At 37.6% G+C, this 16,675-nt stretch carries 17 protein-coding genes, 1 pseudogene and 1 riboswitch; of the genes and pseudogenes, 10 read left to right on the top strand and 8 right to left on the bottom strand.

Annotated elements, in window-relative coordinates; genetic code table 11:
• The coding region (locus tag E1I69_RS18130; protein ID WP_161974828.1) for an ATP-binding protein at positions 1-191 on the top strand (191 nt) is incomplete at its 5' end.
• Between the two features lie 48 nt (positions 192-239).
• On the opposite strand, the gene E1I69_RS18125 is transcribed toward E1I69_RS18130, so the two are convergent.
• Together E1I69_RS18125 and E1I69_RS18120 are read right to left on the bottom strand one after the other, a co-directional pair.
• Positions 240-1,244 carry an ABC transporter permease gene (locus tag E1I69_RS18125; RefSeq protein ID WP_242634634.1) on the bottom strand — a complete coding sequence of 335 codons (1,005 nt, stop codon included), beginning with the start codon at positions 1,242-1,244 and terminating at the stop codon, positions 240-242.
• A gap of 1 nt (position 1,245) precedes the next feature.
• Positions 1,246-2,175 carry an ABC transporter ATP-binding protein gene (locus E1I69_RS18120; RefSeq protein WP_136380962.1) on the bottom strand — a complete coding sequence of 310 codons (930 nt, stop codon included), beginning with the start codon at positions 2,173-2,175 and terminating at the stop codon, positions 1,246-1,248.
• Between the two features lie 403 nt (positions 2,176-2,578).
• Here E1I69_RS18120 and E1I69_RS18115 point away from each other — a divergent pair, with 403 nt between their 5' ends.
• Positions 2,579-3,427, top strand: a complete 849-nt coding sequence (locus E1I69_RS18115) for an MBL fold metallo-hydrolase (RefSeq protein ID WP_136380961.1) — start codon at positions 2,579-2,581, stop codon at positions 3,425-3,427.
• A gap of 69 nt (positions 3,428-3,496) precedes the next feature.
• On the opposite strand, the gene E1I69_RS18110 is transcribed toward E1I69_RS18115, so the two are convergent.
• Entirely contained in the window at positions 3,497-4,678 is a 1,182-nt protein-coding gene (locus tag E1I69_RS18110; RefSeq protein ID WP_136380960.1) for a NupC/NupG family nucleoside CNT transporter, read from the bottom strand.
• A 388-nt stretch (positions 4,679-5,066) separates the two neighbouring features.
• Between E1I69_RS18110 and E1I69_RS18105 the strand changes: the two genes are divergently transcribed.
• The 6 genes from E1I69_RS18105 to E1I69_RS18080 all read left to right on the top strand — a co-directional run bounded on the left by E1I69_RS18105 (position 5,067) and on the right by E1I69_RS18080 (position 9,224).
• Positions 5,067-5,588, top strand: a complete 522-nt coding sequence (locus E1I69_RS18105) for an RluA family pseudouridine synthase (RefSeq protein WP_431731891.1) — start codon at positions 5,067-5,069, stop codon at positions 5,586-5,588.
• A 102-nt stretch (positions 5,589-5,690) separates the two neighbouring features.
• Positions 5,691-6,494 (top strand): fumarylacetoacetate hydrolase family protein, encoded by an 804-nt coding sequence (locus E1I69_RS18100; protein WP_242634633.1) that lies wholly within the window; start codon positions 5,691-5,693, stop codon positions 6,492-6,494.
• A 183-nt stretch (positions 6,495-6,677) separates the two neighbouring features.
• Positions 6,678-7,175, top strand: coding sequence for an LURP-one-related/scramblase family protein (locus tag E1I69_RS18095; RefSeq protein WP_136380959.1), 498 nt, complete (start codon positions 6,678-6,680; stop codon positions 7,173-7,175).
• Positions 7,176-7,240: 65 nt separating this feature from the next.
• Positions 7,241-7,287, top strand: a riboswitch (PreQ1 riboswitch).
• A 122-nt stretch (positions 7,288-7,409) separates the two neighbouring features.
• Entirely contained in the window at positions 7,410-7,910 is a 501-nt protein-coding gene (gene queF, locus E1I69_RS18090) for a preQ(1) synthase (protein WP_136380958.1), read from the top strand.
• A 104-nt stretch (positions 7,911-8,014) separates the two neighbouring features.
• On the top strand, positions 8,015-8,680 hold the full coding sequence (gene queC, locus E1I69_RS18085; RefSeq protein WP_136380957.1) for a 7-cyano-7-deazaguanine synthase QueC: 666 nt from the start codon (positions 8,015-8,017) through the stop codon (positions 8,678-8,680).
• Positions 8,681-8,684: 4 nt separating this feature from the next.
• Positions 8,685-9,224: a VUT family protein gene (locus tag E1I69_RS18080; RefSeq protein ID WP_136380956.1), complete on the top strand. Its 540-nt coding sequence runs from the start codon at positions 8,685-8,687 to the stop codon at positions 9,222-9,224.
• 120 nt (positions 9,225-9,344) lie between these two features.
• On the opposite strand, the gene E1I69_RS18075 is transcribed toward E1I69_RS18080, so the two are convergent.
• Positions 9,345-10,175 (bottom strand): LysM peptidoglycan-binding and 3D domain-containing protein, encoded by an 831-nt coding sequence (locus tag E1I69_RS18075; protein WP_136380955.1) that lies wholly within the window; start codon positions 10,173-10,175, stop codon positions 9,345-9,347.
• A 227-nt stretch (positions 10,176-10,402) separates the two neighbouring features.
• Between E1I69_RS18075 and E1I69_RS18070 the strand changes: the two genes are divergently transcribed.
• Positions 10,403-10,744 (top strand): zinc ribbon domain-containing protein YjdM, encoded by a 342-nt coding sequence (locus E1I69_RS18070; RefSeq protein ID WP_136380964.1) that lies wholly within the window; start codon positions 10,403-10,405, stop codon positions 10,742-10,744.
• An 85-nt stretch (positions 10,745-10,829) separates the two neighbouring features.
• Here E1I69_RS18070 and E1I69_RS18065 read toward each other — a convergent pair whose 3' ends face one another.
• The 4 genes and pseudogenes from E1I69_RS18065 to E1I69_RS18050 form a co-directional block, all read right to left on the bottom strand.
• Positions 10,830-11,735 (bottom strand): EamA family transporter, encoded by a 906-nt coding sequence (locus E1I69_RS18065; protein WP_136380954.1) that lies wholly within the window; start codon positions 11,733-11,735, stop codon positions 10,830-10,832.
• A gap of 155 nt (positions 11,736-11,890) precedes the next feature.
• The gene (locus E1I69_RS18060) at positions 11,891-13,423 is read right to left on the bottom strand and encodes a glycine betaine uptake BCCT transporter (RefSeq protein ID WP_136380953.1); all 1,533 of its coding nucleotides are present in this window, start codon (positions 13,421-13,423) and stop codon (positions 11,891-11,893) included.
• Positions 13,424-13,486: 63 nt separating this feature from the next.
• The gene (locus E1I69_RS18055) at positions 13,487-14,164 is read right to left on the bottom strand and encodes a hypothetical protein (protein ID WP_136380952.1); all 678 of its coding nucleotides are present in this window, start codon (positions 14,162-14,164) and stop codon (positions 13,487-13,489) included.
• A 241-nt stretch (positions 14,165-14,405) separates the two neighbouring features.
• Positions 14,406-14,834, bottom strand: a pseudogene (locus tag E1I69_RS18050) (VOC family protein).
• Positions 14,835-15,115: 281 nt separating this feature from the next.
• Between E1I69_RS18050 and E1I69_RS18045 the strand changes: the two are divergent.
• A complete protein-coding gene (locus E1I69_RS18045) occupies positions 15,116-16,582 on the top strand; it encodes a multicopper oxidase family protein (RefSeq protein ID WP_207308569.1) in 1,467 nt (488 codons plus the stop codon).
• The last annotated feature ends 93 nt before the right edge of the window (positions 16,583-16,675 follow it).

Here is a 16,675-nt window from a genome sequence, read left to right as displayed (position 1 = left end):
TTGATATGCGATATGAAAAGCGAAGTACTATCTTAACAACAAATGTAAATTTTAAAGCATGGGATGAAGTCTTTCAGGAACCTAAACTGGCAAATGCCATTCTAGACCGTATTTTACACCATGCGACAGTCGTGACAATGGTGGGGGATTCCTACCGCTTAAAGGATCATTTTACGATAGAAAATGAGTAATTTTGTACATCCTTAAACAAGCAAAAATGTACATATTTGTGTTGACATTTATATATAGACCATACTGTCTCTCAAACCTTCTGCAAAATAGGTGAGTGGAAGAATATTTGATACAGGCTGCAGCCATTCGGGCATTGTTTCAATTGGAAAGAAAATACCACTTACAAACATCATCAGAAAGCTGATAATGTTCGCTACTCCCATGTAAGCCTCATTGGTATTGCTAAAAGAAGAAATAAAATAGCCAATTGCATTGAAGGAGAGAGCTCCCATTAAGAAAACAAGCAATAAACTAGGGAAATTAATAAATAGATTAACCCCAAATATGAATACGCCAATTAAGGTTAAGAGAATGATTTGAACGATGCTAAATAACAGACGCATAATCATATCGCTCAGGCCAAAGATACCCATTTTTGCCGGGGTCATCCGCAGCCTTTTTATTAACCCTTTTCTGCGCATATCTACTAAGTCAACCATTCCGAATAAGCCACCTTGGGCAATTGATAAAGCAATCATTCCGGTTAAGAGAAAATCAGTATACTCTAATTCCGGACTGCCTGAGGAAATGGTTTCAAATTGCTGCTCAAAGGTTGGGGTTGCACCAACTGCTTGCAAGTTTGCCTGCTGAATGAATTTATCTAGGATACCTGATACGACTTGGGTTGAAACACTTTGTTCATTTTCTTTGTTTACGATCAGTTTAATCGATGTTGCCTGTGCTGATTCTGGCAAGATGATGGCAGCATCGACTTCCTTCTCTTTTACTAGAATTTTTGCCTTCTCTTCACTAACAGAACCATTTTCACTTACTTCAATAATAGGAATTTGTTGTAATTGACTAGCCATCATAGTAGACATTTCATTTGAAGATTCATTAACAATAACAACTTTGTTGCTGAAATCATCATTTGAACCACCGCCAAAGATCGTCATAAAAATAACCATTAGAATAATTGGGAAAAAGATTCCCCAAAACCACGCTTGTTTTTCACGGAAGGTTAATTTTAATTGAGCAAGGAACATTTGTTTAAATTGCTTGAGATTATTCATCTTAATCCCTCCACGCCTTACCGGTATATGCGATAAAGACATCTTCAAGACTCATTTCGTGAATCGAAACTTGTTCGACTTGATATTCCTTGTCTTTTGTAAACTTAAATAAGTCAAACAGTAAATCCTCGGGTTTAATTGTCCATAGCTTAAGTGCAGCATCTTCACGTTCCGTCCGTGTCACAGAATCAAGAGCTTTTGCAAAAAGCTCTGCATCAAAAGCGGCTTTCTCGCCATCAAGGAAGGATAATCGAACCTCTCTTTCATTTGTTAATTTTTCGATTAATCCAGTAGGGGAGTCCAAGGTTACGATCAACCCCTGGTCAACGATGCACACCCTGTCGCTAAGTTTTTCCGCTTCTTCCATGTAATGTGTGGTGAGAATAATCGTTTTCCCCAATTTCTTAAGCTCAAGAATAATCTCCCAAACATTACGTCGTGCCTGGGGATCGAGTCCGGTTGTTGGTTCATCCAGAAATACGACTTCGGGATCACTAATCATGGCAAGCCCGATTGCAAGTCGTTGCCGTTGACCACCAGATAATTTTTTGACTTGATTCTTACGGTGTTCGGTCAGATTAACCAATTTCAGAATTTCCTCTGTTGACCGTGCCTTATCATAAAATGTAGCAAATAGATTCAAATTTTCTTCAGGTGTCAATAAATCAAACATGGCACTAGATTGCGGCTGTACCCCAATTTTCTTTTTTATAGTTATTGCGTGCTTGTTCCAGTTCAATTCCCCAAATTGTATTTCTCCATGATCCGGTGTAACCAAGCCTTCAATCATCTCAAGCGTTGTTGTTTTTCCTGCCCCATTTGGTCCGATAATGGTAAAAATTTCTCCCTCTTTTACAGAAAAGCTAATATCTTTAACGGCTTGAATGGAACCAAAGGATTTCTTTAAATTCCGTACCTCTAGAATATTCACAGTCACATCACCTTTCCTTGAAAGCCACCGATTTTTGCAAAACTACCAATTTCCAAAAACAATACCAAATTATTCCTATGTCAACAAATCTTAAAAGATTCATAAATTTTGAAACAGTTCAGAGGGGATTTGCAATGGTGGACTGACCGCATTTTAGGTTCAATGATAACTTTGGAGTTACATCAACAGTATGGGAGTGAGCCGAGGGGAACTAAATTTAACTGGGAAGGCTTTCGAAGGTGCCCCAATTTTAACTTGCTAAAATTAAATTGAAAGTAAAACTTTTTCCGAAATCACACAAGAGCGGTACTATAAGTAAATGCAGGTTTTTTGCCATTTGAGAATGGAGTAAATAACTGCAATTTGAAGAAAGATAGTGATAAAAGAAAGGAGTCACCCCGTTATGCACTCAATTAACAAGATAGGAAAGAGTTTTTGGTATATTACTCCAATATCGGAGACTGACCGACCTATTTTAGGAATGGTGGTTGGAAATAACAAGACGTTAATGATTGATGCAGGTAACTCGGAAGACCATGCCCATTATTTTATGAAAGAAACAATGAAAGGTGAGTTAGAACAACCTGATATGGTTGTGCTTACTCATTGGCATTGGGATCACATCTTTGGTCTTTCAGCGTTACCGAACACAGTTTCAATTGCTTCTGCAAAAACAAAAAAGGAAATGGAAAAGCTCATTCCGCTTTCATGGTCGGACGAGGCGATAGATGAGCGAGTAAGAGAAGGAACAGAAATTGAATTTTGTGCAAAGGCTATTAAGAATGAATATAAAGATCACCGAGATATAAAGATTGTCTTGCCGGATATAACCATAGAAAAACGAATAGAAATTGACCTCGGCGGGATAACATGTGTCGTTCAACACGTTGGGGGAGATCACGCAGCGGACTCAGTCATTGTGTATATCAAAGAAGAAAAGATTCTATTTCTTGGCGATTGTATATATCCTGATATTTTTTCGGAAAAGGATAACTATACGGTTAAGACAACACTTGCGCTTTTAGACGAATTAGAATTATTTGATGCAGATACATATATTCCATCGCACCAACGGCCGATTTCAAAAGAAGAATATAATCAGGAAGTTGCCAAGCTTAGAACCGTTGCGAAATTTACAGAAATGTTCGATGGTGATAAATCGAAAATAATAGAGGAATACGAAAAGCACGTAAAAAGGGAACTAACGGAAGATGAAAGGGAAACCATAGATAACTTTGTTAATGGATTTTAATTCACCCCTTATATAGTCAAGCTCAAAAAAGGAACCCACTACTCTAGTAGTGGGTTCCTGGCTATATATTTACAATACTAAACTAACGATGATGCCTGAAAGAATGCTCGCAAGTGTGGCACCATATAAGAGCTTCAGACCAAAACTTGCGACGACATTTCCTTGTTCTTCGTTCAAACTTTTGACCGCCCCGGTAATAATGCCGATGGATGAGAAATTGGCAAACGAAACCAAGAACACAGATAGGATCCCAATTGTGCGGGTACTAAAGTCATGATTGCCTCCGGATAAATCCAACATCGCGACAAATTCATTCGTCACGAGTTTAGTCGCCATAATTCCCCCGGCACTCACGGCCTCTGATAGTGGAATTCCCATAATGAGTGCAATTGGAGCAAATAGATAACCTAAAATTTGCTGGAAGGAAATATGAAATATGAGTTCAAACACGTGATTGATTCCCGCCATTAACGCAATGAACCCAATCAACATAGCACCGACAATAATAGCAACCTTAAAACCATCAAGGATGTACTCCCCGAGCATCTCAAAAAAGGATTGCCTTCTAAATTCCTGGATCTCTAACATATCTTCATTTGGTTGTACCTCGTACGGATTAATAATAGAAGCGATGATAAATCCACCAAATAAATTTAAAGCTAAAGCTGTGACAACATATTTTGGCTCAAGCATCGTCATATACGCGCCCACTATGGATATGGATACAGTTGACATCGCCGAAGCACAAAGAGTATACAAACGCTGTTTTGAAAGAAGGCCTAGTTGTTTTTTCAATGTGATGAAAACCTCTGATTGTCCCACCATTAATGAAGCAACTGCGTTATATGATTCAAGGATCCCCATCCCATTCACTTTACTTAAGAGCCATCCGATTCCCTTCATCAGAAGCGGTAGAATTCTCAGATGCTGGAGAATCCCAATTAATACAGAAATAAATATAATGGGCAACAAGACAGTTAAAAAGAAGGGGGCCTCTCCTTCGTTTGCCATGCCGCCAAATACAAAGGAAATACCTTCGCTTGCATATTCAAGCAGTTTGTTAAATACATTTGAAATGGCCGTGATAAGGATAAGCCCAAATTCCGTATTTAATAGGAACACCGATAAGATGATTTGAATGATAAGCATTGTGATTATAGGTTTAACTTTTACCTTTTTTCGATTGGAGCTTGCTAGCCAAGCTAAAAATAAGACAACAAGAATACCTAAAATTGAAATAACATATTGCATATGTAACCTCCTGATGATTTAAACATGATGTATATGCTTCCAGTATCGTTACCGCTCGCATAGCAACCTCTTTTTTTATGACTGCAATGGATATTTTGCCCATATTTTAGAAAAAGTACCCAGACATCGTTTCTAGAATGATGAAAAAATATGGATAAGGTTCACGGTCACCACAATAGCTGAAAACATAGGATAACATTATATAGGGAATGTAGGCAATTGGCGAATATTTCTTACAAAGATGTTATGATAGATGCAATATGCCTTAAGGAGAAGAGATTTTATGAAAATTCCTATTTTGTATGAGGATAATCATCTGCTTTTGGTAGAAAAGCCAATTAATATTCCTGTATAAGAAGATAGTAGCGGAGACCTTGATTTGTTAACAATGTTAAGAAACGATTTAAAAATACGCTACCAAAAGCCTGGTAATGTGTATTTAGGACTGATACATCGCTTAGACCGTCCCGTTGGGGGTGCCATGGTATTTGCAAAAACGTCTAAGGCGGCTTCTAGATTATCGGATATGTTTCGAAGACATGTGATCGAACGAAATTATTTTGCAGTTGTTCATGGAACCCTAAACAAGAAAAGGGGGCAGCTTGTACATTATCTTCATAAGGATCGTCAGAAAAATAAGGTATTCGTTGTCCCTCCAACACATCCCAATGTTAAAAAGGCAGTGCTAGATTACGAGGTTATGGAATCGAAAAAAGGATTTAGTCTACTTTCTGTGAATCTTCACACGGGAAGACCTCATCAAATCCGAATTCAGTTATCAACCATGGGTAATCCAATTTTGCTTTGTTTTTCTATTAAAGATTCTAGTATATGTTTGCTAGAAATTACTTTTAAACGCAAATACTCTGTGAACAATATGTACAAAATAGTATTTAATTGCCGAAAATAACTTTATTGAGAAAACGTTTTCATTTTCGGAGATTTTGGTTACTATAAAAGAGAGGAACGAACTAGTTTAATAGAGTAAATGACAAAATCGGGTGGTACATGTATGAGTATGAGGTTATTGCAAAAAACGCAAACAATCGTTCGTTATCAGAATCAAAATAACCAAGTATATTATGGGATCGTAGAAGATGACGAAATTTTACAGTTATCTAGTCATTTTGATGACATTATAAGTGGGAAGTTCACATTTGATAGCATAAAGGTAAAAGTTAAAGATGTGAAAATACTAGAGCCAGTTAGACCTCAAAAGGTGATTAACTTTGGATGGACATACGCACAACATGCAGAGGAAACTGGGGGCAAGGCCAATCTCAAGGAGCCTTTTTTATTTTTAAAACCTACATCTTCCCTTATTCCTAACGAGGGTGAAATTCTTCTTCCTCCTACATACCTAACGCAGCAGGTAGAAATGGAAGGAGAACTGGCACTCATTATTGGAAAACGCGGGAAAAATATTAGGGAAAATGAAGCTTTGGATTACGTTTTGGGCTATACGATATTTAATGATGTAACAGCTCGGGACCTAACGAAAAAGGATCCCCAATTTACACGAGGTAAAGGTTTCGACACATTTGGGCCATTGGGTCCTTGGATTGTAACAGGAGTGGATCCAACCAATTTAAACATTGTTACAACGTTAAACGGGAAAGTGGTACAAGAAGGCAATACGAATCAGATGTCTTTGTCCATTCCTTATCTTATCAGTTGGATTTCGAACGTTATGACACTGGAGCCAGGGGATGTAATCGCTACTGGTTCTCCTTCTGGTAGCTGTCCAATGAAATCAGGAGACGTTATTTCTGTGGATGTTGAACATATCGGAACACTTCGTAATTATGTAAAATAGAGTGTTCTTTTAAATTGAGTGGATTAGTCGGGTATGCAACTATCTTTAGTTGTATACCTTTTTCATTATGAAGGTATTCTGGGAAAATATGCAGAACATATTGATATAAGGATTCATATGTCAGGTAAAAAAGATTGATACTAGAAAGTAGTGTTTATGACCGAATATAAAGGGGAGGATTGGATGAAACAACTGTATATAAAACAAAAGGTTTTTAGTTTAAGTGGCAAGTTTACAGTCAAAGATCAGCAGGAGAAAGATGTCTATTTTGTTGAGGGAAGCTTTATGAAAATTCCTAAGACCTTCTCCATTATGAATACAAAACGAGATGAAGTTGCACTCATTACAAAAAAGGTATTCAGCTGGTTACCCAAGTTTTTCGTAGAGGTGAACGGTCGAGAAGTGTTAACGATTAAAAAGGAGTTTTCTTTCTTTAAAGCCCGTTATACGATTGATGCAGCAGGTATTGAGGTACATGGCAATTGGTGGGATATGGATTTTCAAGTAGTACAGCATGGACAAGTTGTCGGAAAAGTGAGCAAAGAGTGGTTCACATGGGGCGATAGCTACAGAGTTCAAATATTGAATGAAGAGATGGAAGCAATTATTATTGCAATCGTTGTCGCAATCGATTGTGTGAAGGCGGACCAGGCAGCAGCTTCTTCAGCAGCAACGACTTAAATTTCCATTTGACGTTCTTATCTAAATATTATATATTGATTGAAGTAAAGAATGCCCAGGCGAATATGGGAGAGGTTCATAGCGGATACCCTCTATAAAAAACTATGGAAACATGACAAGTGCCATGTCCATAAGCGGATGTGGCTTTTTCTGTTTTTACATACGTCTTTTATAGAATGATAGGCTAAACCTCTTTTGGCAAGTGTTGGGATACATTTACAAGGAGGTTTTTTTATGTCTGGCCGAAGCCATGAAGAAGGTTTAAAAGATTTAACACTATTAGGTAATCAAAATACTCAATATTCATTTGAATATGCACCAGAGGTACTTGAGGCAGTAGATAATCTTCATTCAAATCGTGATTATTTTGTGAAATTTAATTGTCCAGAGTTCACAAGTCTATGCCCACTTACACATCAACCGGACTTTGCGACAATATATATATCATATATTCCAGATAAAAAGCTTGTTGAGAGTAAATCATTAAAATTATATTTATTTAGTTTTAGAAATCATGGTGATTTCCATGAGGATTGTGTCAATATCATTATGAACGATCTAATCAAATTACTTGATCCAAGGTATATCGAGGTATGGGGGAAGTTTACTCCACGTGGAGGTATCTCGATTGATCCATGGTGTAATTATGGGAAGCCAGGAACGAAATATGAGGAAATGGCGAATTACCGTTTAATGAACCATGACTTAAATCCTGAAAAAATCGATAATCGATAAAAAGAATTGAATGCAGAAAGAGGTTTTTAGCTACCCTCTTAAAAAAACTAAGAAACAGCACTTTTTCTTAGGGTGCTGTTTTTTCGTTAAAAGGTGGTTTTGAAATGAAGAGAGAAAAAGCAATTGTTGTGTTTAGTGGAGGTCAAGATAGCACAACATGTTTGTTTTGGGCAAGGGAACGTTTTGAAGAGGTTGAAGTCGTGACTTTTGATTATGGTCAAAAGCATCGTCTTGAAATCCAATGTGCAAAAGATATAGCAGCAGAACTTGGTGTCAAACATCATATTCTTGATATGTCACTTCTGAATCAACTTGCTCCGAATGCATTGACGAGACATGATATAAAGATAGAAGAGGGAGAAAATGGCGAGTTGCCATCCACCTTTGTGCCTGGTCGAAATCTGCTCTTCCTTTCATTTGCTGGGGTTTTAGCGCGTCAAGTAGGGGCAAAGCATATCGTGACAGGGGTTAGTGAAACAGATTTTAGCGGATATCCTGATTGCCGAGATATTTTTATGAAATCGTTGAATGTAACGTTAAATTTATCGATGGACGCTTCCTTTGTGATTGATACACCGTTGATGTGGTTGAATAAGGCACAAACTTGGGAGCTTGCTGATCAGCTTGGAGCACTTGAATTTGTCCGGGAAAGAACATTAACGTGCTATAACGGTGTAATCGCAGATGGCTGTGGAGAATGCCCTGCGTGCAAATTGCGCAAAAAAGGACTAGATGAATTTTACTTAGGGAAATCAAACTTAGAGGAGTAATATCATGAGAATACTATTTTACTTGTTATCGATTGTTACCGCGAATGTGGTAACAGCAGCATTAGCGCCATTACAGTTTGGAGTTTTTATCGTTCCAATGGGGACGCTGTTGGTTGGAGCGACCTTTATTCTCCGGGACCTGGTGCAACATAAATATGGGAGAGGGAAAACATATTTATTTATTTTCATAGCTTTAATCTTATCAGCATTGGTATCATTCATGCTGGGGGATACATTGTTGATTGTGGTGGCTTCGGCCATTTCATTTATTGTGTCCGAATCAGCTGATACAGAAATTTATACGAGATTGAAACTACCAATAGCATGGCGCGTGTTCTATAGTGGAATTGTTGGAGGATTTCTTGATTCTGTTATTTTTGTAGTGGTTGGTTTAAGTCCACTTGGAGCTAATATTCTACCATGGGAGGCTGTACCGGCGGCTATTTTAGGGCAAATTATTGTGAAGACGATTATTCAAATGATTGGTGCTCTAATATTGAACCAAGTTCGATTGAATGGTTTGAATAACGCAGAGAGCCATTAAATAAGATCCTTTGTAAAAGCCACAAAAGAGTGGCTTTTTACATTTTATAAAGAAAAACACTGCAAAACCTCGAATTTCATGATTTTGCAGTGTCCTACCTAAAACAAAGCTGATACTGAATCAGTCTAAAATAGTGACTTTCACTTGTTTTCTGCCGAAATGGATGGCTTCTTGTTTAGAAGGAATAAAGACATCAATTTTATTACCTTTAATGGCTCCACCCGTGTCTCCCGCAATTGCTTCTCCATAGCCTTCCACATAGACTTTGCTGCCAAGAGGAATAATAGATGGGTCAACTGAGATCACCTTTGCATTCGGGTTTTCTAATAGATTAATTCCAGTTGATGTAATGCCTGAGCATCCTTCACAAGTCGCGGTGTAAGCTGTAGCTTCCATTAAAAATTCCTTTGAGCTTGTCTTACTTGTTTCGGTAGCTGGCGATGCGGCGGTACTAGTATTTGCAGTTTCAGTTGTTGGTGCTGTAGCTGTCGTTTCCTGTTGTGTTTTAACAGCTGGTGTTGAACTTGCACTTACCTTTGTTGATACTTCAACAGACTGTACCGGTTTTTCCGCAGTAACAGCAGCCGTTCCTTTTACACCTTCAAAGATTACTAGATTTAATCCAGGATGGATAAGATCAGTATGTAATTGATTCCACTCTTTTAATTGAGAAACCGTAACCTGATGATCCCTTGCTATGTCCCATAATGTGTCGCCTTGCTTAACTGTATATTGTTTTTCGGGTACTATAGTAAGTTTATCCCCAGGATGGATAAGATCTGTCGTAAGTTGATTTAACATTTTAATATTCTTTACGGATGAGTTATTTGCACGCGAGAGATCCCAAAGTGTATCTCCTTTTTGAACTGTAATTGTTGATGCTTGTACATTAGCACTTACTGTTACTGAGAGCACAGTACCCGCCAAAATTGAGACCATTTTTTTAAGCATTCTTTTACCCTCCATGTTTCTTTAGTTGCTAATTTTCAATAATCGTAACATAGATTTTTGCTAGACAAAGAACAGGGAGGTGATAATTTGGTAACATCTATGGCAATTATATTGCAAGAATATTTCTAGAAGTATTTAAAAAGGGATACCGGGGGTAATAAGATAGCATAAAAGTATGCTACTATGTAATGGATGATATCAATATAATTAATGGAGGAATTAAATTTATGAGCAATCTACCAAATTGTCCAAAATGTAATTCTGAATACACTTATGAGGATGGAGCATTATTGGTTTGCCCAATATGTGGTCATGAGTGGGCTCAAGGGTCAGAAGTGGAGAATAATGAAGATAATAAAGTAGTCAAGGATGCAAATGGAAATATATTAAATGATGGAGATACTGTAACGGTTATAAAAGACCTTAAAGTAAAAGGAAGTTCATCCACACTAAAGCAAGGTACCAAAGTAAAAAGTATACGTTTGGTAGAGGGAGATCATAATATCGACTGCAAAATTGATGGGTTTGGAGCAATGAAATTAAAATCAGAGTTTGTTAAAAAGGTATAAATGGTTTTTATTAAAAAGCGTCAAAGACTATTCTATGTCTTTGACGCTTTAAGGATGAAGGTGTTTTTACAAATCTTCTAAAACGCTACCCTTCAACATGTCTCCTTCTTATTCTATGAAGTCTACTACCAAGTTCATTTAACGTAATCGCTGCTAATATAATAATTGTACCTACCCACTGAAGCCCCGTAACCGTTTCAGATAAAATAAGGCTGGCTGATAGGATAGCGATGGGCAATTCAATGGATGTTAATATATTCGCAATTCCACCAGGAACCAATGGTGAGCCCACTGCGAAAAAGAGTGGGGGAAGAACAGCTCCAAATAGTGAAACACCTACTGTAACTGCTAATAAGTCTGTCTCTAGTGGCAGTACAGATGGTATTTCACGCATGAAAAGGATAAGAATTAAGATGGTCGACCCAGTTGCCATTAAGGAAGTTCGAGTTAATGGATCTACATCTACGGCGACCTTTCCGCTGAAAAAAATAAACCCAGCATACGTAAACGCAGAAAGAATCCCAAATAGGAAACCTTTAAAAGGGAGTCCCTGGATATTGCCGTTTACTATATTGGAAGCAAAAAAGACCCCAATCAAAATGAAAACGATCGATAAAATCGTGATGGGTGCGGGTTTTACTTTGCTGAAAATCCATTCTAAAATAATGCCGATCCAAACGAATTGAAACATTAAAATGATAGCCAATGAGGCCGGCAAATATTGCATCGAACCATAATAAAAAATACTTGTTAATCCGATAAAACAACCGGTTATCATAATTTGAGGGATATTCCTCTTATTTAGCCCTTTAAAACTAGGGCGTTTAATTAGAGTGATCGACCATAATACAAATGAAGAAATAATCATTTGAACGATATTAATTTGGCCAAGGGAATAGCCATAGCTGAACCCTAATTTGGCAAAAACCGGTGTGAAACCAAAACATCCAGCACCTAATAGTACAAATAAGATGCCCTTATTTATTTTCATTATGAAACCTCCTGGTGCGCAAAACTATTAGACTATTATAGCATACAGAGGAGGGAGGCTGGTCCTTTTCGGTTCTATATAAGAGTGGTTCTATTTGGAAGATAACAATAAAAAATCTCCTTGGAAAGATATCATCAAGGAGATTTTTTGTGCAATCAATTCTTTATGGAGCGAGTCATATTTTTATTTCCTCTTTGTACGTCAACTTCACTTTTTAAACCTTTTAATAACGAGAAGCACATGACAATCAAGATAATTGTAAAAGGAAGCGCTGCTGCAATAGAGGCTGTTTGCAATACCTCCAATCCTCCTGCTAAAAGCAGTACAGCAGCTAAAGCTGATTGAATAACGCCCCACGTGACTTTAATTTTATTGGAAGGATTTAATGTTCCACCTTCACTTAACATACCAAGTACAAAAGTGGCTGTGTCTGCAACTGTTATATAATAAATCGCAACTACAGCAAACCCCAAAATACTTAACAAAGAACTTAATGGGAGATAATCAAAGAATGTAAAGATGGACAATGAAACGTTTTCAGTAATATGTGTTGCTAGATCATGATTACCTGTGTTTTGAACAAGTTCTAATGCAGAGCCCCCAAATATGGACATCCAAAGACATGTTCCAAGGGTAGGGAAAATTAAGACGCCAATGACAAACTCTCTTATTGTTCTTCCTTTAGAAACGCGAGCAATAAACATTCCGACGAATGGCGCCCAGGCAATCCACCAAGCCCAATAAAACAGCGTCCATGATGCAATCCATTCCCCTGTACCAAAAGGCTGTAACCTTAAACTCATATGAATAAAGTCACTAATATAGAGACCTGTTGTATTAAAAAATACTTTTATAACAGTCAAAGTTGGTCCCAAAATTAAAATCGCGAGCATAATCGCAAACGATAAAATCATTGCAGCATTTGATAAGTATTGGATTCCTCTCTCTAAGCCTGTATTAATGGAGATTGTAAACAGGACTGTTGCGACTGCAATCACAATTAGCTGGACAATTAACCCATTAGGAACTCCGAATATGTCATGCATTCCAGCCGTAACTTGCATGGCACCAAGGCCTAAGGATGTAGCAATACCAAAAACAGTTGCGAAAATAGATAGTATATCAATGGTCTTTCCGATCGGTCCGTAGATTCTATCGCCCAGCATGGGGTAGAATGCCGAACTTATCGATGCGGGAAGCTTTTTATTATATTGAAAAAAAGCAAGAGCTAAACCAATGATTGTATAAATCGCCCAAGGGTCGAGACCCCAATGAAAAAAGGTATATTTCATTGCGGTATTAGCTGCCTCAACCGTATAAGGCTCACCATAGGGAGGACTAGTGTAATGGGTGACTGGTTCGGCAACACCCCAATAGACAATTCCTATTCCCATCCCTGCACCGAACAACATCGCAAGCCAAGAAGCGGTATTGAAATCAGGCCGGTCTGTTTTTTTACCTAGCCGAATATCACCATATCTCGAAAACAATAAAAATATAGAGAAGATCACAAAAAATAAGGTTGCCGCTAGATATACCCATCCGAGGTAATCAATTGAACCATTATAGATAATGTCAGTGACATGAGCGAGATTATCTGTAAAAAAGACACCCCAAATAATAAAAATAAGGGTAAGGATTAATGAAATAATAAATACGCTTGATCCGTTTTGACTTTTTCTGGCCATGGGAACCTCCTAGTAAGATAAAAGCATTATTTTTGGAAAGTTAAAAGCTATCTAAAGATAAAATCACGTATCTTGGTCCTGAAGGTTATAAAGAAACTCCCACTTTTCGGCATTCATCAACTCAAACGCCGATATTTCTAGTCCGCCTCCTAAATAAACCGTTTCAGCTTTAACTGCCAGAACCATCGTTATAAATAATTCGGTACTATCCTTTTTTTGATAGATGTCTCCCAAAGCTGGCAGCAATACATTGTCTGTAAGGTTCACATTTTGAGGCGGGGCCTCCTGTAAGTCTGCTACACCATCAGATTCCATATCTTTAAAATCAATCGGGTGGCTGTTTTCCTCCAGGCCAGGTACCATTAACATATACTCATTGTGCTTGACGCCGTGAGAATTACTTGTAATGATTCCTTTTTTATCTACCGTTTCAACCATTTCAATTTCATTTAGGGAATACGTATCTAAGGAATCGGGCCTAGGATTGTGAATTAATATATAATCCCCTTCTTCAGCATTTTGGTCGAGTTTGAGCGTATAGGCTTTGTGATTAAAAATAAAGCTATCAAACTCTTTAGGTTTGTACCTTTCTACTTCTGCTGCACTGGTTAAATGCTGTGATAAATCCCTTAACCTTATAAGATGAACAGATTGCCTATACATTGGTTTTACCCCATAAACCTTATGTAACTCATTATTGTAATAGACAAATTGTCCTTTTCTGACTTGAAACAATTTCACCAATAAAACTCCCTTCGACCATAGGTTTATAAAGTTGTGTAATACTTAAGAATCTTGAATGTAATGGAAGTCTTTTTATATTTTCCTTTATTAGCATGTCTTTTTTAGGGAAAACAATGTAAGAATGGGAAACTTTAAAATAGAGAAAGGCGCCGTGGAATTTCGGAAGATTTTAATAAGCTCAAACAAGCCAAAAAAAAGATACAGTCTTTTCTTAAAAGAAAAGTTCTGTATCTTTTTTTTACATGGACATCTCTCCGCTGTCATAGTTAATCTGCCAATGGATTCCGAATTTATCAGTCACTTGACCGTAGAGTTTACTCCAGAATGTTTCTTGTAGCTCCATTTCAACATTTCCGCCCTCTTTTAATTGTTCATACCAGGATTTTAAATGATCCGTATTTTTACTAATTAATGCAAGTGTAACGTTGTTGCCTACAACAAATGGTTGACCAGGGAAGGTATCTGAAAACATAACATTGCTTCCATCGATGTTAAGACGAGCGTGCAGCACCAGATCTTTTGCCTCCTCTGGAAGTGGGTATTCTGGACTTTGTGGTGATTGGCCAAAGGTCATAATGTGAGGTGTTTCAATATTAAACACTTTTGCGTAAAATTCAACAGCTTCTCAGCAATTGCCATTAAAAACAAGATATACATCTACAGACATCTCATCACTCCTATAAATTTATATTGTATATAAATTTCATTTTATCCAATTTAGTAATTCATAGACACTTTTTCTATTAAATACAGGGAAAGGTAAAGCGAAATAGACTTTCCAAAGAAGGACTTTATCAATTGGAAATTGGGGTAATTTACAAATTGTGTGGCGATTTTGTGACAAAACGGTGATTCGAAAGGGACAAAGAAAAAACGTAGTAAAATAGAGTAGAAACAAGGTTAACAAGGTAGTTACCAAATGGGTAGGAGAGGAAGTAAGGGGATAAATTGAAATCATATAATAGACTTTTTGCACTACTAATAACGTTGCTTATGATAAGTTTGGCAGGTTGTGGCAAGGAAGAAATTGTAACAAATGTAGGCGAGTTAGAGTTTACACAAGCCTTAAAAATTCCACCACTTGCAGAACCTAATATAGAATCTGATGGTACAAAAAACTATACATTAACAATGCAACAAGGAACGACCGAATTGTTGCCAGGGAAAATGGCGGACACATTTGGAATAAATGGGACTTATTTAGGTCCAACCATTAGGGTTTCGCGTGGTGACAAGGTCTCTTTTAATGTCGTGAATAATTTAGGAGAGACATCTACTTTACACTGGCACGGAATGAGATTGCCAGCTGTGATGGATGGAGGTCCACACCAGATGATTGAAGCGGGGGATACATGGACACCACATTGGACAATTGACCAACCATCTGCAACAACCTGGTATCATCCTCACTTACACGGGAAGACAGCACACCATGTATATAAAGGACTTGCAGGTATGTTTATAATCGATGATGAAGATTCTAAAAAGCTTCCTTCTAATTATGGAGTGGATGATATTCCATTGATTATCCAAGATAAGTTGTTTACGAGTGATGGCCAAATGAAAGAGGATAAGGAAGGAATCTTTGGCACACTGGGTGATGAAATTCTTGTAAATGGAACATACGACCCTTATCTTGAAGTTACTTCAAGTCAGGTACGATTCCGTTTACTGAATGGTTCAAATGCAAGAGCATATCATTTTGGCTTTACTGATGGTCGTTCTTTTAAGCTTGTCGCGAATGATGTTGGGCTTCTTCAAGTGCCAGTTTCTATGGAACGTATTATGTTAAGTCCGGGTGAGCGTGCAGAAATTGTGGTGGATTTCAAGCCGGGTGAGGAAACTATTCTCCATAGTTTTAACGGAAACAACGGTATTGATAATGGGGAGTTTGATTTATTGAAGATCGTTGCGGCTCCTGATTTAAAAGAGTCAGCACCAATAGATGGACAGCTTTCAAGCGTTCCACTAATCGAAGTTCCAGAGAATGCAACGGTTCGGCAATTCAAGTTAACAATGGAGAACAAGATTAATGATAAATTGATGGATATGTATCGAATTGATGAGATTGTTCCAGCCGGTACAACAGAAATCTGGGAAATTAATAATTTTGGCTGGTCTCATAATTTTCACATCCATAATGCAGCTTTTCGAATTTTGGACATTAATGATAAGGAACCTCAAGAGTATGAAAGAGGCAGAAAAGACACCGTATTTGTACCAAATGGATCAAAGGTTAGACTTGTAGTAGAGTTTGGCGATTATTCAGACCCTAATGTTCCGTATATGTATCACTGTCATTTATTGCGTCATGAAGATGACGGTATGATGGGGCAATTTTTGTTAGTAGAACCAGGGACAGAATCACAGGTGCCAACCACATTGCCTAAAAACGAAAATGATCATCATGAATAAGAGGGAAAATGCAAATCAAAAGGTAAGAACCAAAACGTTCTTACCTTTCTTTCTGACAGAATTAAAAAAGTCACTTTATTACCGGTAGCAATA

It is taken from the genome of Bacillus timonensis, from assembly GCF_004799755.1.
GTDB lineage: Bacteria > Bacillota > Bacilli > Bacillales > Bacillaceae_L > Ferdinandcohnia > Ferdinandcohnia timonensis_A.
Note: the sequence above shows the minus strand (reverse complement) of the source record. Positions and strands in the feature narration are given on the sequence as shown.

Bases quoted from the DNA above. Each gene is read 5' to 3' on its own strand.
- E1I69_RS18100 (WP_242634633.1), top strand. From the start codon at position 5,691: ATGAGTATGAGGTTATTGCAAAAAACGCAAACAATCGTTCGTTATCAG.
- E1I69_RS18095 (WP_136380959.1), top strand. From the start codon at position 6,678: ATGAAACAACTGTATATAAAACAAAAGGTTTTTAGTTTAAGTGGCAAG.
- E1I69_RS18115 (WP_136380961.1), top strand. From the start codon at position 2,579: ATGCACTCAATTAACAAGATAGGAAAGAGTTTTTGGTATATTACTCCA.
- queF (WP_136380958.1), top strand. From the start codon at position 7,410: ATGTCTGGCCGAAGCCATGAAGAAGGTTTAAAAGATTTAACACTATTA.
- E1I69_RS18105 (WP_431731891.1), top strand. From the start codon at position 5,067: ATGTTAAGAAACGATTTAAAAATACGCTACCAAAAGCCTGGTAATGTG.
- E1I69_RS18080 (WP_136380956.1), top strand. From the start codon at position 8,685: ATGAGAATACTATTTTACTTGTTATCGATTGTTACCGCGAATGTGGTA.
- E1I69_RS18070 (WP_136380964.1), top strand. From the start codon at position 10,403: ATGAGCAATCTACCAAATTGTCCAAAATGTAATTCTGAATACACTTAT.
- E1I69_RS18125 (WP_242634634.1), bottom strand. From the start codon at position 1,244: ATGAATAATCTCAAGCAATTTAAACAAATGTTCCTTGCTCAATTAAAA.
- E1I69_RS18110 (WP_136380960.1), bottom strand. From the start codon at position 4,678: ATGCAATATGTTATTTCAATTTTAGGTATTCTTGTTGTCTTATTTTTA.
- E1I69_RS18060 (WP_136380953.1), bottom strand. From the start codon at position 13,423: ATGGCCAGAAAAAGTCAAAACGGATCAAGCGTATTTATTATTTCATTA.
- queC (WP_136380957.1), top strand. From the start codon at position 8,015: ATGAAGAGAGAAAAAGCAATTGTTGTGTTTAGTGGAGGTCAAGATAGC.
- E1I69_RS18065 (WP_136380954.1), bottom strand. From the start codon at position 11,735: ATGAAAATAAATAAGGGCATCTTATTTGTACTATTAGGTGCTGGATGT.
- E1I69_RS18075 (WP_136380955.1), bottom strand. From the start codon at position 10,175: ATGCTTAAAAAAATGGTCTCAATTTTGGCGGGTACTGTGCTCTCAGTA.